Genomic DNA, 25,910 nt, shown 5'->3' with positions numbered 1-25,910 from the left:
GAAACATGAACCCTAACCCCTCGGCACCCCGCCCATCTCGCACCTCCTGTCCGTTCCGGTCACCGCCACGGCGTCCCGGACCGCGCGGGGGAACTGCGCCGAGGTGCCGGTACGCCGACCCGACCCGTGCGAGGCTGGGCCGGGGGAATTCGGTCCGCGCCGACGGGAGGGTGGTACCCATGGCGCAGCAGCCACGGCTCGACTTCGCGCTCGACACGTACGAGTGCATCGTGCTGTATCCCGGGGCGGCCGGTCGGACGCTCCCGGCGGAGACCGTGAGCCGGTTGCAGGCCGACCACGCCGGGTACATGCGGGCGCTGCAACGACGGGCCATCGTCCTGGTCGCCGGTGCGGTCGACGGCCCGGCCCGGGAGCCGGACGCCCCCCTCGGCTTCGGCCTGGCCCGGACCGGTTCGGTCGACGAGTTGCGCACCGTGATGGAGGCGGACCCCGCAGTGCAGGCCGGTCTCTACCGGGTGGAGGTCATGACCTTCCTCTGCCCGGCCGGTTCACTGGAGTTTCCGCTGGCCAAGGCGGAGAGCTGAGTCGAGGTCGCCGGTGGTGGCGGTGGTCGGGTCGGTGCCCGGGCGGTCGTGGCGGCCTCGGGCGAGTACGCTCGTCGTCGCGGTCGCTGACGCCCGCATCGAAGGCCCCCCGCGCGAGCCGTACGACCACGTGTACGTAGGACAGGTCCAGGTACCCCGGGGTTGGACCGATGTTTCCGTTTCCGAAAGGGGTCGGCCGGCGGGTCGACCCGGGGGAGAGACTAGCCTGATGGCCGTGACACGCCGCGCGAAGATCGTCTGCACTCTTGGTCCCGCCACCTCGTCGCCGGAGCGCATCCGGGGTCTGGTCGAGGCGGGAATGAACGTGGCGAGGCTGAACTTCAGCCACGGCAGCCACGCCGACCACGAGTCGGTGTACCGCCTGGTCCGGGAGACGTCCGAGGCCGCCGGTGTGCCGGTGGCGGTCCTGGCCGACCTCCAGGGACCCAAGATCCGGCTGGGTCGCTTCGCCGACGGCCCGCACGAGTGGCGCACCGGTGACTCGGTGGTGATCACCAGCGACGAGATCGTCGGCACCCGCGACCGGGTGTCCTGCACCTACCGCAAGCTCCCGCAGGAGGTCAAGGCCGGTGACCGGCTCCTGATCGACGACGGCCGGGTGGCGGTCGAGGTCAGCGAGGTGACCGGCAACGACATCCGGTGCCTGGTCACCGAGGGCGGCCCGGTCTCCAACAACAAGGGCGTCTCGCTGCCCAACGTCGCGGTCAGCGTTCCCGCCCTGTCGGACAAGGACGCCGAGGACCTGCGCTTCGCCCTGCGCCTGGGCGCCGACATGATCGCCCTGTCGTTCGTCCGGTCGGCCGAGGACATCAAGCTGGTCCACGCGATCATGGCCGAGGAGGGCATCCACCGCCCGGTCATGGCCAAGGTCGAGAAGCCCGAGGCGGTGGACCACCTGGAGGCCATCGTGCTGGCCTTCGACGGGGTGATGGTGGCCCGGGGTGACCTGGGCGTGGAGCTTCCCCTGGACCAGGTGCCGCTGGTGCAGAAGCGCGCCGTGCAGCTGTGCCGGGAGAACGCCAAGCCGGTCATCGTGGCCACCCAGATGCTCGACTCCATGATCGAGAACTCCCGCCCGACCCGGGCCGAGGCCTCCGACGTGGCGAACGCGGTGCTCGACGGCGCGGACGCGGTCATGCTCTCCGGTGAGACCAGCGTCGGCAAGTATCCGGTGCTCACCGTCAGCACCATGGCCAAGATCGTCACCACCACCGAGGCCGGGTCGATCGGGGTCCCCCGTCTCCAGCACGACCCCCGGACCCACGGCGGCGCGCTCACCGTCGCCGCCTCCTCCATCGCCCGGGCCATCGGCGCCAAGGCGCTCGTCGCCTTCTCGCAGACCGGCGACACGGTGCGCCGGCTCAGCCGCCTCCACTGCGACCTGCCGCTGCTGGCCTTCACCCCGGTCGCGGAGGTGCGCGACCAGCTCGCCATGTCCTGGGGCGTGCAGACCTTCCTCACCCCGTTCGTCGAGCACACCGACGCCATGTTCCGCCAGGTCGACCAGGCGCTGCTCGGCATCGACGGGGCTCAGCCCGGCGACTACGTGGTGATCGTCGCCGGCAGCCCGCCCGGCACCCCCGGCTCCACCAACACCCTGCGCGTACACCAGCTCGGCTCGCTGGTCGACACCGCCGCCACGCAGGCGTCGGCGTGACCGGCGGCGGCGTCGTGGTCGGTCAGGCCGCCGTCGACCAACTGTTGGAGGTCCTCGACCTCGACGCCGCCGGGGAGATGGCCTTCCGGGGGGTCAGCCCCCCGGTCGGCCCACAACGGGTGTACGGCGGCCAGGTCGCCGGTCAGGCCCTGGTCGCCGCCGGGCGCACCGTGGACCCGGAGCGGTTCGTGCATTCCCTGCACGGCTACTTCGTCCGCCCCGGCGACCCGGCCGAGCCGATCGACTACCGGGTCGAGAACATCCGCGACGGGCGGTCGTTCTCGGTCCGCCGGTCGGTGGCCTACCAGCACGGCAAGCCGATCTTCTTCATGTCGGCCTCCTTCCAGCGGACCGAGGAGGGGCTGGACCACCAGGCCCCCACCCCGCCGGACGTCCCACCGCCGGACGAGGTCCCGACGATGACCGAGCGGCTCGCCCGCTACCCGGAACGGCTCGGCATCTGGGGACGGATCCCCCGCCCGATCGACGTCAGGTACGTCGGCGAACCGGGCTGGGTGGCCCCGGGCGACCGGCCCGCCGACCCGTACCAGCGGGTCTGGATGCGCATCGACGGCAAACTCCCCGACGATCCGTTGCTGCACGCCTGCGCCCTGACCTACGCCTCCGACCTCACCCTGCTCGACTCGGTGCTGTCGATGCACGGCGAGGTGTGGGGACCCGGTGGGGTGGTCGGCGCCAGCCTGGACCACGCCCTGTGGTTCCACCGCCCGTTCCGCGCCGACGACTGGTTCCTCTACGACTGCTGGAGCCCGTCGGCGTCCGGTGCCCGGGGCCTGGCCACCGGGCGGATGTTCACCGCCGATGGCCGACACATCGCCAGTTCCGTCCAGGAGGGGCTGCTGCGCCGCGTCGGCGGCTGACCCCGGCCCGTCCCCGTCCCGACCCTCCCGGGACACGACCGGTGGGACGCGCGCGGGAGTGCCGGTGGGACGTGCGCAGGGGCGGCGGAAGTTCCTCGTGTCCTGCCGGTTAACCTTGCCCGCATGCGCCTCTCCGCCCGGGTCGACTACGCCCTCCGTGCGGCCGTCGAACTGGCCGCCGTCACCGACGGGGGAGGAACCAGCCGATCCCGGCCGGTGACCGCCGAGCAGATCGCCCGCGCCCAGGAGATCCCGCCGAAGTTCCTGGAGAGCATCCTGCTCCAGCTGCGCCGAGGCGGGATCGTCCACGCCCAGCGGGGTCCCGAGGGCGGCTACTGGCTGGCCCGACCCGCCGCGGAGATCTCCCTCGCCGAGGTGATCCGGGTGATCGACGGTCCGCTGGCCCACGTCCGGGGCCAACGCCCCGAGCAGCTCGGCTACCAGGGGGCGGCGCGGGCGCTCCAGGAGGTGTGGATCGCCCTGCGGGCCAGCGAGCGGCAGATCCTGGAGCTGGTCTCGATCGCCGACGTGGCCGCCGGGAAGCTCCCCGGCCGGGTCAACGAACTGGTCTCCGACCCGAACGCCTGGATCTGACCCACCACCGGGAGACCCCCTCGGCGAGGCGGGGCCGTCGCCGTCACCCGGACAGGTCGGCGAGGACCTCCGTCGCCGTCGCCGCCACCAACTCCCACGCCTGCTCCACGTGTTCGCTGCGGGTCTGCGGCGAGCCGACCGCCAGCCGCAACGTGTGCCCGCCGTCGACCCGGGTGTGGGTCAGGAACACCCGCCCGGTGGCGTTGACCCGGGCCAACAGCGCCGTGTTCGCCTCGTCCCCGGCCCGCAGCCGGAAACACACCAGCGAGAACGGGTGTGCCCCGACCACCTCGAACCGGTCGTCGGCGCGGACCCGGTCGGCGAACCCGTCGGCCAGGGCCACCCCGGAACGGATGTGCGACCGCAGCCCCTCGACGCCGTACCAGCGCAGCACGAACCACAGCTTCAACGCCCGGAAACGGCGGCCCAGCGGCACCTGCCAGTCCCGGTAGTCGACCACCGCCCCGGACTCCGAGGCCGCGTTGCGCAGGTACTCCGGCAGCACCGTCAACGCCTCGATCAGCTCACCGGAGTCGGCCACCCAGAACGCGTCACAGTCGAAGCCGGTCAACAACCACTTGTGCGGGTCGAAACAGTACGAGTCGGCGTACTCCACCCCCGCATGGGTCCAGCGCAGCTCCGGGCAGACCGCCGCCGAACCCGCGTACGCCGCGTCGACGTGCAACCAGATGCCGTACTCGGCGCAGATCTCCCCGATCTCCGGCAGCGGGTCGACAGCAGTGGTGGAGGTCGTCCCGATCGTCGCCACCACCAACGCCGGTACGCACCCGGCAGCCCGGTCCGCCTCGACCGCCGCCCGCAACGCCACCGGGTCCATCGCCCGGGTCGGCCCCACCCCGACGGTCCGGACCCCGTCGCTGCCCAACCCGGCGATCCGAGCGGCCTTCTCGATCGACGAGTGCCCCTCGGTCGAGGTGTAGACCCGGTACCGTCCGTCCACCCCGACCGTCCGCCAGCGCCCCCCGCTCGCCCGGTGCAGCGCGGCGAGGGTGGCGACCAGGGTCGCCGACGAGGCCGAGTCCTGGATCACCCCACCGCCGGTGCCGGTGGACCGGAACCGCTGCGGCAGCCCCAACAGGTCGACCAACCAGTCCATCACCACCGTCTCCAGCTCGGTGGCGGCCGGACCGGTGGACCAGAGCATCCCCTGCACCCCGAGACCGGAACTGACCAGGTCACCGAGGACACTCGGACCGCTGGTGTTGGCCGGGAAGTAGCCGAAGAACCCCGGATGCTGCCAGTGGGTCAGCCCGGGGGCGATCAACCGGTCCAGGTCGGCCAGGACCGCCGCCACCGGCTCACCCCGCTCCGGTGGCCCGGCCGGTAGCCCGGCGACCACCACACCCGGCGGGTCCTGCCCGGTCACCCGACGCTCCGGCAGGGTCGCCCAGTAGTCGGCGACCCAGTCCACCACCGCGTATCCCGCCTGCCGGAACTCCTCGGCGTCCATGTGCTCAGCCACCTGAGCAGTCGATCAGCTCTCCGGCCCCCGGTTCAAGCCTTTCCGGTGGTCGCAGCGGAATCTTGTGCGGGTGGTCACCGGTGGCCTAGGCTGCGGAAGCGCGGAGCACTTCCACGGGCATCGATACATTGCAGTCACCGCCATCAGCGCGGCGTGTACCCCAGTCGGCCCTGGGCAGGCCGACGTCGTCCCCTGACGCCACGCGCTCACCCCCTCTCGCGGAGGCACCCGTGCATCCCCTCTCGTCCCCGTTCCCCGACCCGGACCGCTCCGGGCCCGCCGGTCCCGACCCGAACCGCTCCGGACGGACCGATCCCGCCCTGCGGCGGCGGGCCGCCCGGACCGGCACCACCCGCCCACCCCGGCGGCTCCCCGGGACCCGGCGCGGCACCGCCCTGGTCGCCGGGACCACCGCCGCCCTCCTCGTCGCCGGTGGGCTGACCGCCGCCACCGCCTCCGCCGACGCCCCCGGATGCCGGATCGACTACCGGGTCACCAACCAGTGGTCCGGCGGATTCGGCGCCGACGTCACCATCACCAACCTCGGCGACCCCGTCGACGGCTGGACCCTCACCTGGTCCTTCACCGCCGGACAGCAGGTCGCCCAGGCGTGGAACGCCACCGTCACCTCCACCGGCGCCCAGGTCACCGCCCGCGACGTCGGTTACAACGCCGTCATCGGCACCGGCGGCACCGCCGCCTTCGGCTTCAACGGCTCCTGGACCGGCAGCAACCCCGTACCGGCGAGCTTCGCCCTCAACGGCACCACCTGCACCGGAGCGACCACCCCGACCACCGGGCCGCCGACCACCCCGCCCCCGACGACACCACCCCCCACCACCCCGCCCCCCACCACCGGGCCGCCACCGAACCCACCCGCCGGGGCCAAGCAGATGGAACGACTCGACCGAGGGCTGGTCAGCGTCCGCTCCGGCAACGGCAACCTCGTCTCCTGGCGGCTGCTCGGCACCGAGACCACCGGGGTGTCGTTCAACCTCTACCGGGGCACCACCCGCGTCAACACCACCCCCATCACCGGTGCCACCAACCACCTCGACAACGGTGCGGCAGCCGGCACCACCTACACCGTCCGCGCCGTGGTCGGCGGCGTCGAACAACCCGCCTCACCGCCCGCGCTCCAGTTCGGCAACGGCTACCTCGACGTCCCCATCCAACCTCCCGCCGGCGGGACCACCCCCAGCGGCGAGGCGTACACCTACACCGCCAACGACGCCGGAACCGGTGACCTCGACGGGGACGGCCGATACGACCTCGTCGTCAAGTGGGACCCCACCAACGCCAAGGACAACGCCCAGTCCGGCTACACGGGCAACGTGTACGTCGACGCGTACACCCTCACCGGGAACCGCCTCTGGCGCATCGACCTGGGTCGCAACATCCGCGCGGGGGCCCACTACACCCAGTTCCAGGTCTACGACTACGACGGCGACGGGGACGCCGAGGTGGCCATGAAGACCGCCGACGGCACCCGCTCCGGCACCGGCCAGACCATCGGCAACGGCAGCGCCGACCACCGCAACTCCAGCGGGTACGTCCTCGCCGGCCCCGAGTACCTGACCATGTTCGACGGCCGGACCGGTGCCGTCGCCTCCACTGTCACCTACGACCCGCCCCGGGGCAACGTCTCCTCCTGGGGCGACAACTACGGCAACCGGGTCGACCGGTTCCTCGCCGGGACCGCCTACCTCGACGGCCAACGCCCCTCACTGATCATGGCCCGGGGCTACTACACCCGCGCCGTCGTCGCCGCCTGGGACTTCCGCAACGGCACCCTCACCAAACGGTGGACCTTCGACTCCGCCACCTCCGGCAACGGTGCCGCCCACGGCCAGGGCAACCACAGCCTCTCCGTCGCCGACGTCGACGCCGACGGCCGACAGGAGATCGTGTACGGCGCCGCCACCATCGACGACAACGGCCGCCTGCTCTGGTCCACCGGCCTCGGACACGGCGACGCCCTGCACGTCGGCGACCTCGACCCCACCCGGGCCGGACTGGAGATCTTCAAGGTCAGCGAGGACTCCAGCAAACCCGGCTCCTGGTTCGCCGACGCCCGCACCGGGCAGATCCTCTGGTCCACCCCGACGGCGGGCGACAACGGCCGGGGCGTCTCCGGCGACATCTGGGCCGGCAGCCCCGGCGCCGAATCCTGGTCGTCGGCGGTCAGCGGCCTGGCCAACACCCGAGGACAGAACGTCGGCCGCAAGCCCTCCTCCACCAACTTCCTCGTCTGGTGGGACGGCGACCCGGTCCGCGAACTGCTCGACGCCACCCGGATCGACAAGTACGGCCCCAACGGCGACACCCGGCTGCTCACCGCCTCCGGCGTCGCCGCCAACAACGGCACCAAAGCCACCCCCGCCCTCAGCGCCGACCTGCTCGGCGACTGGCGGGAGGAGGTGATCTGGCGGACCAGCGACAACCGGGCCCTGCGCATCTACAGCACCCCGAACCCGACCGGCACCCGCCTGCACACCCTCATGCACGACCCGCAGTACCGGACGGCCGTCGCCTGGCAGAACACCGCCTACAACCAGCCGCCCCACCCGGGCTTCTTCCTCGGCGACGGCATGACCACGCCACCGGCACCCGCCATCTACCTGCGCTGAGGAGACCCGGCCGGGACCACACACCGGCCGGAGGACACGTGCGGGGTGACCCGGGTCCGCCGAAACCAGCGGACCCGGGTCAGGCACCGGACCACAGACGTGAACCCGCACGCCTGGCGGTCCGGTGCCCCACACCGCAGCACCCCCGACCCGTCCCGACCGGGAATGCCGTACCACCACCGAGGACAAAACTAGGCGGGGTCGGAGACGGCAGGGTGACGCCGCTGTGAAGAGCGTGTTTCGCCGCCCCTGACGACACCTGTCAAACCCGCCCTGACCTGCCCGAACGCTGCCCCGTGGGCTCCGTCACACGGCACGCCGTAGGCCTCCCGCGACCTGCTCGGCGATCAACTCGTACGAACGCATCCGGTCCGCCACGTCGTACACCAACGCCGTCAACATCAACTCGTCGGCACCGGTCCGCTCCACCAGCCGCGTCAACTGCCGACGAACCGTCTCCGGCGACCCCAACGCCTGACCCTCCTGCCGGGCCAGCACGAACTCCCGCTCCACAGCCGTGTACGGATACTCCGCCGCCTCCTGCGGACTGACCAACGGCTCCGGCCGACCCGACCGCAACCGCAGGAAGGACAACCCACTCGGTCCGGCCAGCCACTGCGCCCGCTCGTCGGTCTCCGCGCACACCGCGTTCACCGCCACCATCACGTACGGCTCCGACAACCACCGCGACGGCCGGAAGTGGCTCCGGTACGCCGCCACCGCCGCATCGGTGTTCTGGGCGCTGAAATGGTGCGCGAACGAGAACGGCAAACCCAGCAGACCGGCCAACTGCGCGCTGAACCCACTCGACCCCAGCAGCCACACCGCCGGCATGTCACCACGCCCCGGTGTCGCCACGATCGGCCCCGGACGCTCCCCGGTGAAGTAGTTCACCAGGTCGGCCAGCTCCCGCGGAAACCCCTCCGCCGACAGGCCCTCCATCGTCCGGCGCAACGCCAGCGCCGTCACCTGGTCGGTCCCCGGCGCCCGGCCGATGCCCAGGTCGATCCGACCCGGATGCAACGCCTCCAGGGTGCCGAACTGCTCGGCCACCACCAGCGGGGCGTGGTTGGGCAGCATCACCCCACCGGAACCCAGCCGGATCGTGGAGGTCGCCGCCGCCAGATGCGCGATCAGCACCGCCGGGGCGCTGCTCGCGATGGCGGGCATGTTGTGGTGCTCGGCCACCCAGAACCGGTGGTACCCCAACTCCTCGGCGCGTCGGGCCACCTCGGTGGTGTGTCGCAGCGCCTCACCCACCGGGGCGCCGGCCGCGACCGGAGCAAGATCAAGAACAGAGAACGGTACGTCGATCACACGCCCACCCAACCCGTCCCGCGCCCGAATTGTTCCCCGGCCGCGATCCGGGACCCGGCCTCACTGCTTCGGCCCGACGTGCCGGTCCCCGGCAGGTAGGCGTAGGAGTAGGCGGAGGGTGTGGTCGGACCGTCGATGCCGGGAAGGCGCCGGAAGCATCGGCGAACGGTCCCGTGCTGTTTCGGCTCGGGGTGGTCCCGACGCCGGCGCCTGATCGTGCTGGTAGAGAAGGTCGACCTGCCGGGCCACCTGAGCGATCGTTCGGCGAGGTGGAGGCGACGGGCATCGACCCGTACGTGTGGCGGGCATATCCGCCAATGCTCGAACAGGCGTACGGCCTTTGGTGCCCCCGGTGGGACTCGAACCCACACTGTCGGAGGTTTGAGCTCCGTCTCTCTTCCGGTTGGAGTACAGGGGCTTGCGTGATTCGGCACGCACAGAATACCCACTAGGCTGGAGGCGGTGACACCCGGGCACGGCGGGTGTCGAGCACAGACTGGTGGGAGTGGCTCGTGGCCGACATGCAGACGGATGCCGAGCGCAGGCGGGTCTTGATCGCCGAGGACGAGGCGCTCATCCGGCTGGACCTGGCCGAGATGTTGGTCGAGGAGGGTTACCAGGTCGTCGGGGAGGCCGGAGACGGGGAGACGGCGGTCCGGCTGGCCGAGGAACTGAAACCCGACCTCGTCATCCTCGACATCAAGATGCCGATCATGGACGGGTTGGCGGCCGCCGAGCGGATCGCCGGTGGGCGGATCGCGCCGGTGATCATCCTGACCGCGTTCAGTCAGCGGGACCTGGTCGAGCGGGCCCGTGCTGCCGGTGCCATGGCGTACCTGGTCAAGCCCTTCCAGAAGAGCGACCTGGTGCCGGCGGTGGAGATCGCGCTCTCCCGCTACTCGGAGATCGCCGCCCTGGAGTCTGAGGTGGCCGGGCTCTCCGACCGGCTGGAGATCCGCAAGACCGTCGAACGCGCCAAGGGTGCCCTGATGACCACGTACGGGATGACCGAGCCGCAGGCGTTCAAGTGGATCCAGCGCACGGCGATGGACCACCGGATGACGATGAAGGAGGTCGCCGAGCGGATCCTCGCCGAGACCACCGGCGGTGAGGTGACCGAGCCGGCGCCCTGACCGGCCCGGTGCCGCGCGCCGTCGACGATCGGGCCTCGTCCTGGCCGACGGTGACCATGGTGTGACGCTCCGCGTCGACCAGCCCCGACCTGCGAATGCGGGTCGGGGCTGGTCGTGTCCGGGGTGCTGGTCGTTTCGTCCGACGAAACAGCAGCTCACGGGCTTGGGGGAACGGCGGTATCGGCCGTTCGGTGGATGGTGATTCGGGTGGGCCTTTTGGGGGGCGACGTGTTCATGACCACTCTGCAGTCGGAGAGCTACTCCAAGGGTCTGTCGCGACTTCTGTCCGTCAATTGACTCGGGAGGTTCCTGAGGCGGCAGTGACGGATGTTTTACCTGCTGGAGCCGGGTCCGGTGTCCAGGTTGGTAGGTGGCTGGACGGGCTTCGGTCGTTACCTCGAATGGTGGTGCAAAGGGTCGTCCGCGCGGTTGGTTCTTACACCGTTTCTGATGGAACGGGCTCAACGTGTAACGGTTCGGTCAACCCGGCTTCCGGGGGCTTACGCCACCGCTGACGCGTGGGATAACGTCCCGGCCCAGACCGCGACGACGGTCTGGTTCGTCCGCCCTCCGCAAGTGCCAAAGTGCAGCGGGTGGTTCGAGCCGTTGGGATGGAGGAGGGTTCGGGCCTTGAGGCAGAAGCTCGCACGGGTGATCGGTGGAGTGGCCATGGTGGCCCTCGTCGCCGGTGGTACCGCGTGTTCCAGTGGCGGTGACGGTACGGCGGCCGAAGGCGACGCCTGCGGCAACAAGATTGCGTTCTTCGGTGCGCTGACCGGGCCGTCCGCGGCGCTGGGCATCAACGAGAACAACGGCGTCAAGCTGGCGGTGGACCAGTACAACAAGGAGAACGCCGACTGCCAGGTCGAGCTGGTCGCGCTGGACTCCCAGGGCAGCCCGGACCAGGCGCCGGGTCTGGCGCAGAAGGCCATCGACGACGAGAAGCTCCTCGGCATCGTCGGCCCGGCCTACTCGGGTGAGTCGGAGGCCGCCGGTCCGCTGTTCAACGAGGCGGGTCTGGTCACCATCACTCCGTCGGCGACGAACCCGACTCTGGCGACCAACGGGTGGAAGACCTTCTTCCGCGCCGTCGGTAACGACCTGAGCCAGGGCCCGGCCGCTGGTAACTACATCAAGAACGTCATCAAGGCCGAGCGGGCGTACGTCATCGACGACCAGTCGGCGTACGGCGCCGGTCTGGCCGACGAGGTCAAGAAGGTTCTCGGCGCGACGGTCGCCGGCTCGGACAAGGTCCAGGGCGAGGGCAAGCAGACCGACTTCTCCGCGGTGGTCACCAAGGTCAAGGCCGCCAACGTGCAGGCGGTCTTCTACGGTGGCTACTACCAGGAGGCGGGCCTGATCCGTAAGCAGCTCACCGCTGCCGGGGTCACCGCTCCGCTGGTCGCCGGTGACGGCGTCAACGACGGCGCGTACATCACCTCCGCCGGTCAGGCCGCCGCTGAGGGCACCATCCTGACCTGCCCGTGCCAGCCGGCCACCGAGGCGCGCGGCAACTTCGCCGCCGACTACAAGGCGCTCAACGGGACCGACCCGGGTACCTACAGCGACACCGCCTACGACGCGGCGAACATCCTGCTCGCCGGGATCAAGGACGGCAAGACCACCCGTCCGGCTCTGCTGGAGTTCGTGAAGGGCTACAGCGGCGAGGGTGTCGCGGCGAGCTACAAGTTCACCGAGAACGGCGACCTGGACCCGACTCAGGTGAAGGTCTGGGCGTACAAGGTCGAGGGCGGCAAGGTCGTTGCGGACCAGGAGATCCCGCAGTCCTGACGTCGGTCGCTGCTACAGCGGTTGAGTTGTGATCGTGGGTGCGGCCGGGAGCTCGCTCCCGGCCGCACCCCTCGTTCGTTCTCCGGACCTGATGGAGCGTCCCTCCCTTGAACTTCAGCGAACTGTTCTCCAACTTCGGAGAACTCACCACGACCGGCTTGACACAGGGGTCGATCTACGCCCTGGTCGCGCTGGGTTACACGCTGGTATACGGCGTGCTGAGACTTATCAACTTCGCCCACTCCGAGGTCTTCATCGCCGGTGCGTTCGCCGCGCTGTGGACCTGGAACGGCTTCGGCCTCAACCAGGACTCGCAGGTCAGCGGCATCGGTTCGATCATGTTCTACCTTCTGGTGGCGATGATCGTGGCGGCCATCGCGTCGGCGGGTACCGCGACGGTGATCGAGCGGGTGGCGTACCGGCCGTTGCGTAAGCGCAACGCGCCGCCGCTGGCGTTCCTGATCACCGCGATCGGTGCCTCCATCGCGATCGCCGAGGCCTTCGGCATCTTCACCCGTCGTCGTCCGCAGGGCGCGCCGTCGCTGGTCAGCACCGACACCCTGTTCCACGTCTTCGGGGTGCCGATCGACGCGGTGCAGCTGCTCACCATCGGTTCGGCCCTGGTGATGATGGTCGCGCTGGACTTCTTCATCAACCGGAGTCGGGTCGGCCGGGGTATCCGCGCGGTGGCGCAGGACCCCAACACGGCTGCGTTGATGGGGGTGAACAAGGACCGGATCATCATGATCGTGTTCATCGCCGGTGGCGCGATGGCCGGTGTGGCCGGTCTCCTCTACGACGTGCGGATCGGCACCCTGACCTACAGCGTCGGCTTCCTGCTCGGTCTGAAGGCGTTCACCGCCGCCGTGCTCGGCGGTATCGGCAACCTGCGCGGCGCGCTCGTCGGCGGTCTGCTGCTGGGCGTGGTGGAGAACTACTCCTCCGCGCTGTTCGGCAGTGAGTGGAAGGACTTCGCCGCCTTCGCACTGCTGGTGGTGCTGCTGATGTTCCGCCCGACCGGTCTGCTGGGCGAATCGCTGGGAAGGGCGCGGGTATGACATCCCTCATCGACAGGGTGCACGAAGGTCGGCAGGCAATGCGACGGCGGTGGCACGAGGCGCCTCGCTGGGTGCGCTGGGCGGCGCTGGGTGCGTTGATCGCGTTCTTCTACGCGTTGCCGAACAAGGAGTTCTACCAGTACCTCGGGCCGATCCCGACCCCCGGTGCGAACTTCACCCAGGTGATGTTCACCGTCTCGATCTACGTCCTGCTGGCGGTCGGGCTGAACATCGTCGTCGGTTTCGCCGGCCTGCTCGACCTCGGCTACTTCGGGTTCTTCGCTGTCGGTGCGTACACGGTGGCGGTGTTGACCTCACCGGGCAGTGACCTGGGGACGATGTGGCCGTGGCTGCTGGCGGTGCCGTTCGCGATCGCGTTGACGATGGTCTCCGGTCTGATGCTCGGTACGCCGACGCTGCGGTTGCGCGGTGACTACCTGGCGCTGGTGACCCTCGGGTTCGCCGAGATGATCCGGATCGGGGCGGTCAGCTCGGAGTTCCTCAAGGGGCAGCGGGGCTTCAACAGCATCCCGCACCCGCCGGGTGAGTACGCCGACGGCCGTCCGGTCTTCGGTGTCCTGGACGCCCGTCCGTACTACTGGCTGGTGCTCACGCTGATCATCCTGGTGGTGATCGGGGTGCGGAACCTGACCCACAGTCGGGTCGGCCGGGCCTGGATCTCGATCCGGGAGGACGAGGACGCCGCCCAGTTGATGGGTGTGCCGACGTTCAAGTTCAAGTTGTGGGCGTTCGCGTCGGGTGCGGCGATCGCCGGTCTGGCCGGTGCGCTGTTCGCGGGTAAGAACAACTTCGTCAACTCGCAGAACTTCGAGCTGCTCAACTCGATCATCATTCTGGCGGCGGTGATCTTCGGCGGGTCGGGCAGCATCGTCGGCGCGATCGTCGGTGGCGGCCTGGTGGCGTACATGATCGAGCGGTTCCGTGGCATCGAGCTGTTCGGCATCGAGCTGTACGAGTTCCGGTTCCTCTTCTTCGGTCTGGTGCTGGTGATCATGATGATCTTCCGGCCCCAGGGCCTGATCCCGAACCGAAGACGAGAGGCGGAATTCAAGGATCGCCGCAAGGAGGTGACCGTCGGTGAGTGACACCGAACAGAGTCCGGTCGTTCCGGCCCAGGCCGAGGCGCCCGAGGTGGAGCGGGTGGCCGAGCGGGAGCCGCTGCTGGAGGTCGACCACGTCACGCTGCGCTTCGGCGGTGTGGTGGCCCTCAACGACGTCGACTTCACCCTGTACAAGGGGGAGATCCTGGGTCTGATCGGGCCCAACGGCGCCGGGAAGACCACCTGCTTCAACGCGATGACCGGCATCTACCAGCCCTCCGAGGGTGAGATCCGGTTCCGCGGTCAGAAGATCAGCGGTAAGAAGCGGCACCTCATCACCAAGATGGGGATGGCGCGGACGTTCCAGAACATCAGGCTCTTCCCGGAGATGACGGCGCTGGAGAACGTGCAGGTCGGGGCGGACGCCCACCACAAGACCAGTGTGGTCTCCGCGCTGTTCCGGTTGCCTCGGCACTGGAAGGAGGAGCGGGAGGGTCGGGAGAAGGCCGAGCGGCTGCTGAAGTTCGTCGGCATCGAGCATCGGATGAACGACTTCGCCCGCAACCTCTCCTACGGCGAGCAGCGGCGGTTGGAGATCGCCCGGGCACTGGCCACCGACCCGGCGCTGCTGTGCCTGGACGAGCCGGCGGCCGGTTTCAACCCGGCGGAGAAGGAGGAGCTGCTCCAGCTCATCCGCCAGATCCGGGACCAGGGGGTGACCGTGCTGCTGATCGAGCACGACATGCGTCTGGTCATGGGGGTCACCGACCGGATCGTGGTCCTGGAGTTCGGGAAGAAGATCGCCGACGGCCTGCCGGCCGAGGTTCGGGAGAACCCGAAGGTGATCGGGGCGTACCTGGGGGTGCCGGACGATGCTGCTTGAGATCGATGACATGAGCCTGCTCTACGGGCGGATCAAGGCGCTGCACGGCATCAGCCTCACCGTGGACCAGGGCGAGGTGGTGGCGTTGATCGGCGCGAACGGCGCCGGCAAGACCACCACCATGCGGGCGATCTCCGGGATCCGGCCGGTGGCCACCGGCAAGATCGTGTTCGACGGGGAGGACATCACCAAGCTCCGGGCCGACCTGCGGGTACGACGTGGGTTGTGTCAGGCCCCTGAGGGTCGGGGGATCTTCCCCGGCATGAACGTCCTGGACAACCTGGACATGGGCGCCTACACCCGGAAGGACAAGGGTGAGGTGGCCAAGGACCTGAACCGGGTCCTGGAGTTGTTCCCGCGCCTGGCCGAACGGCGTAAGCAGGCCGGGGGTACTCTCTCCGGCGGTGAGCAGCAGATGCTGGCGGTGGGGCGGGCGCTGATGAGCCGGCCGAAGCTGCTGCTGCTGGACGAGCCCTCGATGGGGCTCGCCCCGATGCTGATCCAGCAGATCTTCTCCATCATCACGGAGATCAACGAGCAGGGCACCACGATCCTGTTGGTGGAGCAGAACGCGCAGCAGGCACTGGCCCGGGCCCACCGGGCGTACGTGTTGGAGACCGGGCGGATCGTCAAGAGCGGCACCGGTGCCGAACTGCTGCACGACCCGGCGGTCAAAGAGGCGTACCTCGGGGTGGCCTGACCGCTTCCCATCCCCTCACCAAGGAGCCACGGATGTTCACGATCAACGGTGGTCGACGGGCGGCGCTCGGCGTCGCCGGTGCGGCCCTGCTCACCCTCTCCCTCGCCGCCTGCGGGGAGAAGGAGAGCACCGGCGACCAGCCGGGTGCCGGGCCGACCGTCACCTCGGCGGTCGACGACGCCCTGGCGGCGCGGGTGCCGGATGCGATCAAGGCCGACGGCGTGATCAAGGTGGGCACCGACCCCACCTACGCGCCGGCGGAGTTCCTGGACACCGACGGCCGTACGGTGGTCGGCTTCGACGTGGAGCTGTTCACGGCGGTGGCGCAGAAGCTGGGCCTGAAGGCGGAGTACGAGGCGGCCCCGTTCGACGCGATCCTGCCCGGTGTCACCTCGGGCAAGTACGAGATCGGGGTCTCCTCGTTCACCATCAACGACGAGCGTAAGCAGACCGTGACCATGGTCAGCTACTTCTCGGCGGGCACCCAGTGGGCGACCAAGCAGGGCAACCCGGCTCAGGTCGACCCGACCGACGCCTGCGGCAAGAAGATCGCGGTGCAGGTCGGCACGGTGCAGCTGGACGACATCACCGACCGGTCGAAGGCGTGCACCGACGCCGGGAAGCCGGCCATCACCATCGACCAGTACCAGGCGCAGAGCGACGCGACGGCTGCGGTGATCAGCGGCAAGAACGACGCGATGCTGGCCGACTCGCCGGTCGGGGCGTACGCGGTGAAGGAGAGCGGTGGGCAGTTGGAGTCGCTCGGTGACATCTACGAGTCGGCTCCGTACGGCTACACCCTGGCCAAGGACCAGACCGAGTTCGCCGAGGTGGTCCGGGACGCGGTGAAGGCGGTCATCGCCGACGGCACCTACCAGACGGTGTTGGCCAAGTGGGGTGTCGAGGGTGGGGCGATCACCGATCCTGCGGTGAACCCGTAACCATGTCGGTGGAGACGGATTCTCCCGAGCGGGCACGGCCGGAACCCATCCGCGCCGTGCCCGTGCGGCGTCCCGGGCGGTGGGTCGCCGTCGCGGTGCTCGCCGTCCTGACCGCCATGTTCGTCAACATGCTGGTCACGAACACGGCGTTCAACTGGACCTTCATGGTCGACGAGATGTTCCGTCCGCCGATCATGGCCGGGGTGCGGGGCACCCTCCTGCTGCTCGTCCTGTCGATGCTGCTCGGTATCGGGTTGGGCGTCGTGCTGGCGATCATGCGGTTGTCGGACAATCCGGTCCTGCGCGGGGTGGCCTGGGTCTACACCTGGTTCTTCCGGGCGGTGCCCCGGCTGGTCCTGGCGATCCTCTTCGGCAACCTGGGGATCCTCTGGGCCCGGCTGGAGTTCGGGCTGCCCTTCGACAGGCAGATCGGTGCCCTGTTCGGGATCACCGACTTCGAGGCGCGGCTGTTCGGGTTCAACACCCTCGACATCCTGACCGGGTTCGTGGCGGGTGTGCTGGCACTGGGTCTGTCCGAGGCGGCGTACATGGCCGAGATCGTCCGGGCCGGTATCCAGTCGGTGGACGAGGGGCAGACCGAGGCGGCGCAGGCGCTGGGCATGACCCGGGGGCAGATCCTGCGCCGGATCGTCCTGCCGCAGGCGATGCGGGTGATCATCCCGCCGACCGGCAACGAGACCATCGCGATGCTCAAGGACACCTCGCTGGTGGCCTTCGTACCGGTCTCCGCCGAGCTGTTCTTCCAGCTCAAGGCGGTCGGTACCCGGACGTACCAACTGTTTCCGATGTACGTGGCGGCCTGCCTGTGGTACCTGGCGTTGACGAGCATCCTGCTTGTCGGCCAGTACTACCTGGAGCGGCACTTCGCCAAGGGGCACGGGCGCAGCGGCCGGGCGAAGCTGAAGCTGCGGGGGATAACGGCGGAGGCCGGCGGCGGCGCCGGGACGGAGGCGGTCAAGTCATGACCGACGTGACGGAGTCACCCGACGCCACGGCCGCGGAGCCGATGGTCCGGGCCGAGCAGGTGCACAAGGCGTTCGGGTCGGTCGAGGTCCTCAGGGGCATCGACCTTGAGGTCGGCACCGGTGAGGTCTGCTGTCTGCTCGGGCCGTCGGGGTCGGGCAAGTCGACATTCCTGCGCTGCATCAACCACCTGGAGAAGATCAACGCCGGTCGGATCCGGGTGGACGGGGAGCTGATCGGCTACCGGGAACGCGGCGGGAAGCTGCACGAGCTGCGGGAGAAGGAGGTCGCCGCGCAGCGCCGTTCGATCGGGATGGTGTTCCAGCGGTTCAACCTCTTCCCGCACAAGACCGCCCTGGACAACGTCACCGAGGCGCCGTTGATGGTGCGTCGGGAGAAGAGGTCGGTGGCCCGGGACCGGGCCGCCGCGCTGCTGGAGCGGGTCGGGCTCGGTGACCGGATGGGCAACTATCCGGGTCAGCTCTCCGGCGGGCAGCAGCAGCGGGTGGCGATCGCCCGCGCCCTGGCCATGCAGCCGAAGCTGATGCTCTTCGACGAGCCCACCAGCGCCCTGGACCCGGAGCTGGTCGGTGAGGTCCTCGAGGTGATGAAGGACCTGGCCCGCGACGGGATGACCATGATCGTGGTGACCCACGAGATCGGGTTCGCCCGGGAGGTCGGGGACAGTCTGGTCTTCATGGACGAGGGAGTGGTGGTGGAGTCCGGGGCGCCCCGGGAGGTCATCGCGAACCCCCGCCACGACCGGACGAAGGCGTTCCTGGCGAAGGTGCTCTGACGGCGTCGGTTCCCGGTCGGCCCGCTGCGGGCCGACCGGGGCCGTGCCGCTGTGCCGGGCTGTCGGAGCCTCGGACTAGAGTCGCCTCGTGACTGCTACGACTCCGCGCCTGCTCCTCGTCGACGGACACTCCCTGGCATACCGGGCGTTCTTCGCCCTGCCGGTGGAGAACTTCTCCACCACGACCGGGCAGCCCACCAACGCGGTGTACGGCTTCACCTCCATGCTGATCAACGTCCTCCGCGACGAGCAGCCCACCCACATCGCCGTCGCCTTCGACGTCTCCCGCCACTCCTTCCGCACCGACCGCTACGCGGAGTACAAGGCCGGGCGCAGCGAGACCCCCACCGATTTCAAGGGCCAGGTGAGCCTGGTCAAGGAGGTCCTCGCCGCGCTGCGGGTCCCGGTGGTGGAGAAGGAGGGGTACGAAGCCGACGACGTCATCGCCACCCTCGCCTGTCAGGCCCGCGACCAGGGCATGACGGTGCTGGTCAGCAGCGGGGACCGGGACGCCTTCCAGCTCGTCGACGACCGGATCACGGTGCTCTACCCGCGTAAGGGCGTCTCCGACCTGGCCCGGATGGACGCCGCCGCGATCGAGGCGAAGTACGGTGTCGGCCCAGGCCACTACCGGGACCTGGCCGCCCTGGTCGGCGAGACCAGCGACAACCTCCCCGGGGTCCCCGGGGTGGGGCCGAAGACCGCCGCCAAGTGGATCAACGCGTACGGCGGGGTGGAGGGCGTGATCGCCCGGGCCGACGAGATCAAGGGCAAGGCCGGTGACAGTCTGCGGGAGCGGCTGGCCGACGTGATCCGCAACTACGAGCTCAACTGTCTCGTCTCCGACCTGGAGTTGCCGCTGACCCCGGAGGAGGCCCGGTGGAGCGGCTGGGACCGGGAAGCCGTCCACCAGGTCTTCGACGCCCTGGAGTTCCGGATCCTGCGGGACCGGCTCTACCAGTATCTCGACGCCGTCGAGCCGGAGGCGGAGTCCGGGTTCGACCTGGCCGGGCAGGTCCTCACCGAGCCGGGGGCGCTCGCCGGGTGGTTGGAGACGTACGGCCCGGCGGGAACCGGGGTCGGGGTGGCGGTCAAGCTCGACACCGGTCCCAACCGGCGGCACACCGCCTCGGTGCTGGGGATGGCCCTGGCCACCGGGGATGGGGCGGCGGCCTGGTTCGACCCGGCCACCCTCGACCCGGGCGACGAGAGTGCCCTGTCGGCGTGGCTGGCCGACCCGACCCGACCGAAGGTCCTGCACGACAGCAAACCGGCGGTGCTCGCCTTCGCCGCCGCCGGGTGGGAGTTGGCCGGGATCGCCCGGGACACCCAGATCGCGGCGTACCTGGCCCGCCCCGACCAGCGTTCCTACGACCTGACCGACCTGGCGCTGCGCTACCTGCACCGGGAGCTGCGGGTGGACGCGCCGGAGACCGGGCAGCTCACCCTGGAGGGGTTGGGTGACGACGGCCGCGCCGAGGAGAACCTCATGCTCCAGGCCCGGGCGACCCTCGACCTGGCCGACGCGATCGACGCCGAGCTGTCCCGGGACGGTGAGCAGTCGGCCCGGCTGATGGCCGAGGTGGAGCTGCCCCTGATGCGGGTGCTGGCGGGGATGGAGCGCATCGGCATCGCCGCCGACACCGACTACCTCACGGAGTTGGAGGCGCACTTCGCGGGGGAGGTGAAGGCCGCCGCGCAGAGCGCGTCCGGGGTGGTCGGGCGGGAGTTCAACCTGGGCTCGCCGAAGCAGTTGCAGGAGATCCTCTTCGGGGAGCTGAACCTGCCGAAGACCAAGAAGATCAAGACCGGCTACACCACCGACGCCGACGCCCTCCAGTGGCTGTACGCGCAGACCGAACACCCGCTCCTGCACCACCTGCTGCGGCACCGGGACGTGGCGAAGTTGAAGTCCACCGTCGACGGTCTGCTCAAGTCGGTCTCCGACGACGGGCGGATCCACACCACGTTCAACCAGACGGTGGCGGCCACCGGGCGGCTCTCCTCGACCGAACCCAACCTGCAGAACATCCCGATCCGCACCGAGGAGGGGCGCCGGATCCGGCGGGCCTTCGTGGTGGGCCGGGGGTACGAGACCCTCCTGACCGCCGACTACAGCCAGATCGAGATGCGGATCATGGCCCATCTCTCCGGCGACCAGGCCCTGATCGACGCGTTCAACTCCGGTGCCGACTTCCACGCCGCCACCGCGTCGTCGGTCTTCGAGGTCGCCGTCGAGGCGGTCACCGCCGACCAGCGCCGCAAGATCAAGGCGATGAACTACGGCCTGGCGTACGGGCTCAGCGCCTTCGGTCTCTCCCAGCAGCTCGGCATCAGCGCCGAGGAGGCCCGGGGGTTGATGGAGAACTACTTCGCCGGGTTCGGCGGGGTCCGCGACTACCTGCACGAGGTGGTGGCCAAGGCCCGCCACGACGGGTACACCTCCACCGTCCTGGGCCGCCGCCGTTACCTGCCGGACCTGGTCAGCGACAACCGGCAGCGACGGGAGATGGCCGAGCGGATGGCGCTCAACGCCCCGATCCAGGGGTCCGCCGCCGACATCATCAAGGTCGCCATGCTGCACGTCGACACGGCCCTGCGGGAGTCCGGGCTGCGGTCACGGATGCTGTTGCAGGTCCACGACGAGCTGGTCTTCGAGGTCGCCCCGGGGGAGCGGACCGCGTTGGAGGAGCTGGTCCGAGGGCGGATGGGTGACGCGTATCCGCTGTCGGTGCCGTTGGAGGTGTCGGTCGGCGAGGGCCGCGACTGGAACAGCGCCGACCACTAGGGGACCGGCCCCCTCACCGGAGGGGGTCGTGGCCCCAGTTCATCAGCGACCACCGCCACCGGGTGTCGCGGACGTCCCCGGCGGGGCGCTGGGCGAGGTGCCGGTGGACGTACCCGATGACCTTGCGCATGTGTCGGTAGTCGTTGTCGGTGAGGTCGGCGCGCTTACGGCGCAGCAGGTCGATGATCCGTCGACCCGAGGCGTGGCCCACCGACTCGCCGCCCTTGGTGCCCTTCTTCATCCAGCCGACGTGCTTGGACTCCTCGGTCTCCAACCACGTCGACAGCTCTCCGGGCTTCATGTTGACCGCCTCGGTGAACTCCCGGTAGGTGTCCCGGCCCTGGTCACGCTCGCTCATGGCGTTGTGCCCTCCGGTCGGTGTGCGAGGTCTCGCCCCCTGTGGGACGTCAGTGGCCCGTCGGGTGCGTGGTCCGGCGCAGGGGCGTCACCCCTGGGCGGACCCGCCGTCCGGCCACGACCTGCGGGTACCCGGCGAGCCGGATGGGAAACGAGCGGCCCGCCTGGCCCGGGGTCCGCCTCCGCAGGGGTCCGTCGCGGTGCGCTCCGACGGGCGCGGGTCTCACTCCTCGGGTCGCTCGGCGACGAAGACGGCGGTGCCCGGGAAGAGGCGACCCCGCAGCGGGCTCCACTGCCCCCAGATCCCCTCGTGCCCCGCCGGCCACTCCGGCTCCACCAGGTCCACCAGCCGGAACCCGGCCCCGACCAGTTCACGGATCCGGTCGCCGAGGGTGCGGTGCTGCTCGACGTAGGTGGGCAGACCGGTGGCGTCCTGCTCGACGTACGGGTCGCGGTCGAAGTACGAGTGGACCGCCCGCAGCCCGCCCTCGCCCGGATCGTCGAGGAAGATCCAGCGCATCGGGTGGGTGACCGAGAAGACCCACCGGCCGCCGGGGCGCAGGACCCGGTGCACCTCCCGCATCACCGCCGCCGAGTCGGACACGAACGGGATCGCCCCGAACGCGGTGCAGGCGGTGTCGAACGCGCCGTCGGCGAAGGGCAGCGCGAGGGCGTCGGCCTGCACCAGCGGTACGCGTACCCCGGTCCGGTCGGCGGCCTGCGCGGCGTGGCGCAGCATCCCGGCGGAGAGGTCGACGGCGGCGACCTGGGCGCCCTGGGTGGCCAACCACCGGGCGGCCGCCGCTGCGCCGCAGCCCACCTCCAGGATCCGGCGGCCGGCCAGCTTGCCGAGGAGTCGGGCGTCGGCCTCGCGCAGCCCCTCCGGGCACCAGACGAAGTCCAGGTCGCCGAGGAAGGCGCCGTGTTCGGCCTGGTAGTCGTCGGCGTCGGTGTCCCACCACGACCGGCTTGCCTGCCGGCTCTCCGCGTCGGTCACCGTCCGGCGCAGCACGGCCCGTTCGTCGGCTTCGGGGGAGTCGTCCCGGGGGCCGCCCGGTTCGTCGGCGTCGTCACTCACCTCGGCAGTGTAGGGGCCGGCCACCCCGGGTCGGGCGGTACGACGCGGGTGGCGGGGCGGGGGCGACGTGTGGTTCGTTCAGGGGCGTTCCACCGCGAAGTATCGTCACAGGTGCATATGGGGCGGCCGTCGGAGAAAAGCGGGCCGGATCACGTACCCCCGGGGCTTGCACGCTGTGGTAATGCACACGGTAGGGTAGAGGATGCGCTCGCGGATCGCGTGTCTCGGCAGGGAGCAGGTGCGCGGCCACGGAGCCACTAATGATCATCTCAGGGCGATCGTTCGGTGTGCCCGACGGCGGATCCGTTGGCGCGAACAGGTCACCGCAACACCAAGCCTGCTGTGACACACCATCCGACCGGAGCAACCGCCCACATGACGAGCAGCATCGAGGCCCCCTCGAGCGCCAACAGGGTCACCATCGACGACCTCGGTTCAGAGGAAGCCTTCCTCGCCGCGATCGACGAGACCATCAAGTACTTCAATGACGGCGACATTGTCGAAGGCACCGTCGTCAAGGTCGATCGGGACGAGGTCCTGCTCGACATCGGCTACAAGACCGAGGGTGTCATCCCCTCTCGGGAGTTGTCGATCAAGCACGACGTGGACCCGGCCGAAGTCGTTTCGGTGGGTGACCACATCGAGGCCCTTGTCCTCCAGAAGGAGGACAAGGAGGGGCGTCTGATCCTCTCGAAGAAGCGCGCGCAGTACGAGCGGGCGTGGGGCACCATCGAGAAGATCAAGGACGAGGACGGCGTCGTCCGCGGTTCGGTCATCGAGGTGGTCAAGGGTGGCCTCATCCTCGACATCGGGCTGCGCGGCTTCCTTCCCGCCTCGCTGGTCGAGATGCGCCGGGTGCGCGACCTGCAGCCGTACGTCGGCCGGGAGCTCGAAGCCAAGATCATCGAGCTGGACAAGAACCGCAACAACGTGGTCCTGTCCCGCCGGGCCTGGCTCGAGCAGACCCAGTCCGAGGTGCGGACCGAGTTCCTCAACAAGCTCCAGAAGGGGCAGGTCCGCAAGGGCGTCGTCTCCTCGATCGTCAACTTCGGTGCGTTCGTCGACCTCGGCGGCGTGGACGGTCTGGTGCACGTCTCCGAGCTGTCCTGGAAGCACATCGACCACCCGTCCGAGGTCGTCGAGGTGGGCCAGGAGGTCGAGGTCGAGGTCCTGGACGTCGACCTGGACCGCGAGCGGGTCTCGCTGTCGCTGAAGGCGACCCAGGAGGACCCGTGGCGGCAGTTCGCCCGGACCCACGCGATCCAGCAGATCGTCCCGGGTAAGGTCACCAAGCTGGTGCCGTTCGGTGCCTTCGTCCGGGTGGACGACGGGATCGAGGGCCTGGTCCACATCTCCGAGCTGGCCGAGCGCCACGTGGAGATCCCGGAGCAGGTCGTCCAGGTCGGCTCCGAGGTCATGGTCAAGGTCATCGACATCGACCTGGAGCGCCGCCGGATCTCGCTGTCGCTCAAGCAGGCCAACGAGGGCTTCGTCGAGGGCGAGGAGCACTTCGACCCGACCCTCTACGGCATGGCCGCCGAGTACGACGACCAGGGGAACTACAAGTACCCCGAGGGCTTCGACCCGGAGACCGGCGAGTGGCTCGAGGGCTACGAGAAGCAGCGCGAGGAGTGGGAGCAGCAGTACGCCGAGGCGCGTCAGCGCTGGGAGGCCCACACCAAGCAGGTGCAGAACTCCCGGGCCGCCGACGCCGAGGCCGCCGCGAACCCGGCTCCGGCCGTGTCCACCGGTGGCACCACCACCTCGACCTCGTCGGCTCCGGCCCGACAGAACGAGGAGCCGGCCGGCACCCTCGCCACCGACGAGGCGCTCGCCGCGCTGCGGGAGAAGCTCGCCGGCGGCAAGTGACCCGCTGACGGCGCTCACCGAGCACCAGGAGCCCCGTCGCGACATCCGGTTCGTCCGGTCGTCGCGGCGGGGCTCCGCCGTGTCCACGGCACGACCCGCCGCCGCACGATCACCCGAAGGCGAGTTGGTGTGACGCCCGTGATGCGGTTGACTGGTGGGGTGTTGCGGGTGGGATTGACCGGTGGGATCGGATCGGGAAAGAGCGCCGTCGCCCGACGGCTGCGCGAATCGGGCGCGGTGGTGATCGACGCCGACCAGGTCGCCCGGGAGGTGGTGGCCCCCGGCACCCCGGGGCTGGCCGAGGTGGTGGCCGCCTTCTCCGACCGGGTCCTCACCCCGCAGGGGGCACTCGACCGGGCCGCCCTCGGTGCCCTGGTCTTCGCCGACGAGCAGGGGCGTCGGCGGCTCGAGGCGATCACCCACCCCCGGGTGCGCTCCCGGACGGTCGAGCTGATGGCGGCGACGCCCCCGGACGCGGTGGTGGTCAACGACGTACCGCTGCTGGTGGAGGTGGGGCTCGCCCCGACGTACCACCTGGTGGTGGTGGTGCAGACCGCCGTGCCGATCCGGTTGGCCCGGCTGTCGCAGGACCGGGGGATGGACCGGTCGGAGGCCGAACGGCGGATCGCGGCGCAGACCGACGACGACCGCCGGCGGGCCGCGGCCGACGTCCTGGTCACCAACGACGGCACCCTCGACGAGCTGCACGCCCAGGTGGACGCGGTGTGGCGGGAGCGGCTGCTGCCGTACGAGGAGAACCTGCGGCACCGGCGACCGGTACGGACCCGACGGGTGGTGTTGAGCGACCCCGACCCCACCTGGCCGCAGCAGTACGCCCGACTGGCGGCCCGGCTCCGGCACGCGCTCGCCCCGGCCGACCCGCGCATCGACCACATCGGCTCGACGGCGGTGCCGGGGCTGGCCGCCAAGGACGTCATCGACATCCAGTTGACGGTGTCGTCGCTGACCGAGGCGGACGAGGTCGCCGACCGGCTCGCCGACGCCGGATTCCCCCGGGTGCCCGGCGAGTGGTGGGACAACCCCCGCCCGGCCGGGAGCGGACGCTGGGAGAAGCGGTTGCACGGCAGCGCCGATCCGGGGCGTCCGGTGCACCTGCACGTCCGGCCGGCGGGCTCCCCCGGATGGCGGTACGCCCTGCTGATGCGCGACCATCTGCGGGCCGACCCCGACCAGCGGGCCGCGTACCTGATGCTCAAGCGGGAGTTGGCGGCGACGGCCCCGGACAGCGGCGCGTACGCCACAGCGAAGGACCCGTGGTTCGACGAGGAGTATCTGCGGGCCGAGCAGTGGGCGAACCAGACCGGGTGGCGGCCCTGAGGACA

The 25,910-nt window shown here is 70.1% G+C and carries 20 protein-coding genes, 1 tRNA gene and 1 pseudogene; 17 read left to right on the top strand and 5 right to left on the bottom strand.

Features of this window, described 5'->3' with window-relative positions; translation table 11 throughout:
• Positions 1–179 precede the first annotated feature (179 nt).
• From WHN02_RS24085 to WHN02_RS24070, 4 genes are all read left to right on the top strand, one after another.
• Positions 180–545, top strand: coding sequence for a YciI family protein (locus WHN02_RS24085; RefSeq protein ID WP_350897138.1), 366 nt, complete (start codon positions 180–182; stop codon positions 543–545).
• Between the two features lie 229 nt (positions 546–774).
• Positions 775–2,223: a pyruvate kinase gene (pyk, locus tag WHN02_RS24080; protein ID WP_434740952.1), complete on the top strand. Its 1,449-nt coding sequence runs from the start codon at positions 775–777 to the stop codon at positions 2,221–2,223.
• On the top strand, positions 2,220–3,104 hold the full coding sequence (locus WHN02_RS24075; protein WP_434740951.1) for an acyl-CoA thioesterase: 885 nt from the start codon (positions 2,220–2,222) through the stop codon (positions 3,102–3,104). The genes pyk and WHN02_RS24075 overlap by 4 nt, the downstream gene beginning before the upstream one ends.
• A gap of 123 nt (positions 3,105–3,227) precedes the next feature.
• Entirely contained in the window at positions 3,228–3,698 is a 471-nt protein-coding gene (locus tag WHN02_RS24070; protein WP_434740950.1) for an RrF2 family transcriptional regulator, read from the top strand.
• 43 nt (positions 3,699–3,741) lie between these two features.
• Here the strand turns inward: WHN02_RS24070 and WHN02_RS24065 are convergent, their stop codons facing one another.
• Positions 3,742–5,181 (bottom strand): pyridoxal-dependent decarboxylase, encoded by a 1,440-nt coding sequence (locus WHN02_RS24065; RefSeq protein ID WP_434740949.1) that lies wholly within the window; start codon positions 5,179–5,181, stop codon positions 3,742–3,744.
• Between the two features lie 395 nt (positions 5,182–5,576).
• On the opposite strand from WHN02_RS24065, the gene WHN02_RS24060 reads away from it, so the two are divergent.
• Positions 5,577–7,811: a cellulose binding domain-containing protein gene (locus tag WHN02_RS24060; protein WP_434744048.1), complete on the top strand. Its 2,235-nt coding sequence runs from the start codon at positions 5,577–5,579 to the stop codon at positions 7,809–7,811.
• A gap of 306 nt (positions 7,812–8,117) precedes the next feature.
• On the opposite strand, the gene WHN02_RS24055 is transcribed toward WHN02_RS24060, so the two are convergent.
• Positions 8,118–9,128 carry an LLM class flavin-dependent oxidoreductase gene (locus tag WHN02_RS24055; RefSeq protein WP_434740948.1) on the bottom strand — a complete coding sequence of 337 codons (1,011 nt, stop codon included), beginning with the start codon at positions 9,126–9,128 and terminating at the stop codon, positions 8,118–8,120.
• A 341-nt stretch (positions 9,129–9,469) separates the two neighbouring features.
• Positions 9,470–9,546, bottom strand: a tRNA-Leu gene (locus WHN02_RS24050).
• Positions 9,547–9,640: 94 nt separating this feature from the next.
• Here WHN02_RS24050 and WHN02_RS24045 point away from each other — a divergent pair.
• The 10 genes from WHN02_RS24045 to polA all read left to right on the top strand — a co-directional run bounded on the left by WHN02_RS24045 (position 9,641) and on the right by polA (position 21,263).
• Positions 9,641–10,261, top strand: a complete 621-nt coding sequence (locus WHN02_RS24045; protein ID WP_350897146.1) for an ANTAR domain-containing response regulator — start codon at positions 9,641–9,643, stop codon at positions 10,259–10,261.
• A 630-nt stretch (positions 10,262–10,891) separates the two neighbouring features.
• Complete coding sequence (locus tag WHN02_RS24040; protein ID WP_434740947.1) at positions 10,892–12,052, top strand: branched-chain amino acid ABC transporter substrate-binding protein; 1,161 nt, start codon at positions 10,892–10,894, stop codon at positions 12,050–12,052.
• A gap of 107 nt (positions 12,053–12,159) precedes the next feature.
• On the top strand, positions 12,160–13,110 hold the full coding sequence (locus WHN02_RS24035; protein WP_350897148.1) for a branched-chain amino acid ABC transporter permease: 951 nt from the start codon (positions 12,160–12,162) through the stop codon (positions 13,108–13,110).
• Positions 13,107–14,216 carry a branched-chain amino acid ABC transporter permease gene (locus WHN02_RS24030; RefSeq protein WP_350897149.1) on the top strand — a complete coding sequence of 370 codons (1,110 nt, stop codon included), beginning with the start codon at positions 13,107–13,109 and terminating at the stop codon, positions 14,214–14,216. The genes WHN02_RS24035 and WHN02_RS24030 overlap by 4 nt, the downstream gene beginning before the upstream one ends.
• Complete coding sequence (locus WHN02_RS24025) at positions 14,209–15,054, top strand: ABC transporter ATP-binding protein (protein ID WP_434740946.1); 846 nt, start codon at positions 14,209–14,211, stop codon at positions 15,052–15,054. The genes WHN02_RS24030 and WHN02_RS24025 overlap by 8 nt, the downstream gene beginning before the upstream one ends.
• Positions 15,044–15,754, top strand: a complete 711-nt coding sequence (locus WHN02_RS24020) for an ABC transporter ATP-binding protein (protein WP_434740945.1) — start codon at positions 15,044–15,046, stop codon at positions 15,752–15,754. Before WHN02_RS24025 ends, WHN02_RS24020 begins: the two co-directional genes overlap by 11 nt.
• 32 nt (positions 15,755–15,786) lie before the next feature.
• The gene (locus WHN02_RS24015; protein WP_434740944.1) at positions 15,787–16,695 is read left to right on the top strand and encodes an ABC transporter substrate-binding protein; all 909 of its coding nucleotides are present in this window, start codon (positions 15,787–15,789) and stop codon (positions 16,693–16,695) included.
• Positions 16,696–16,697: 2 nt separating this feature from the next.
• Positions 16,698–17,681: an amino acid ABC transporter permease gene (locus WHN02_RS24010; RefSeq protein WP_434740943.1), complete on the top strand. Its 984-nt coding sequence runs from the start codon at positions 16,698–16,700 to the stop codon at positions 17,679–17,681.
• Entirely contained in the window at positions 17,678–18,475 is a 798-nt protein-coding gene (locus WHN02_RS24005) for an amino acid ABC transporter ATP-binding protein (RefSeq protein WP_350897155.1), read from the top strand. The genes WHN02_RS24010 and WHN02_RS24005 overlap by 4 nt, the downstream gene beginning before the upstream one ends.
• 88 nt (positions 18,476–18,563) lie before the next feature.
• On the top strand, positions 18,564–21,263 hold the full coding sequence (polA, locus tag WHN02_RS24000; protein ID WP_434740942.1) for a DNA polymerase I: 2,700 nt from the start codon (positions 18,564–18,566) through the stop codon (positions 21,261–21,263).
• A gap of 16 nt (positions 21,264–21,279) precedes the next feature.
• Here the strand turns inward: polA and WHN02_RS23995 are convergent.
• Both WHN02_RS23995 and WHN02_RS23990 read right to left on the bottom strand, forming a co-directional pair.
• A pseudogene (locus WHN02_RS23995) lies at positions 21,280–21,621 on the bottom strand (DUF3140 domain-containing protein); the annotation flags it as partial.
• Positions 21,622–21,843: 222 nt separating this feature from the next.
• Positions 21,844–22,698, bottom strand: a complete 855-nt coding sequence (locus tag WHN02_RS23990; RefSeq protein ID WP_434740941.1) for a class I SAM-dependent methyltransferase — start codon at positions 22,696–22,698, stop codon at positions 21,844–21,846.
• Between the two features lie 375 nt (positions 22,699–23,073).
• On the opposite strand from WHN02_RS23990, the gene rpsA reads away from it, so the two are divergent.
• On the top strand, positions 23,074–24,567 hold the full coding sequence (rpsA, locus tag WHN02_RS23985; protein WP_350897159.1) for a 30S ribosomal protein S1: 1,494 nt from the start codon (positions 23,074–23,076) through the stop codon (positions 24,565–24,567).
• A 159-nt stretch (positions 24,568–24,726) separates the two neighbouring features.
• Positions 24,727–25,905 (top strand): dephospho-CoA kinase, encoded by a 1,179-nt coding sequence (gene coaE, locus WHN02_RS23980; protein WP_434744047.1) that lies wholly within the window; start codon positions 24,727–24,729, stop codon positions 25,903–25,905.
• Positions 25,906–25,910 lie beyond the last annotated feature (5 nt).

The organism is Micromonospora sp. SH-82 (assembly GCF_051132485.1).
Lineage (GTDB): Bacteria > Actinomycetota > Actinomycetes > Mycobacteriales > Micromonosporaceae > Micromonospora.
The sequence above is the reverse complement of the archived record's forward strand: the minus strand, read 5'-3'. Positions and strand labels throughout refer to the sequence as shown.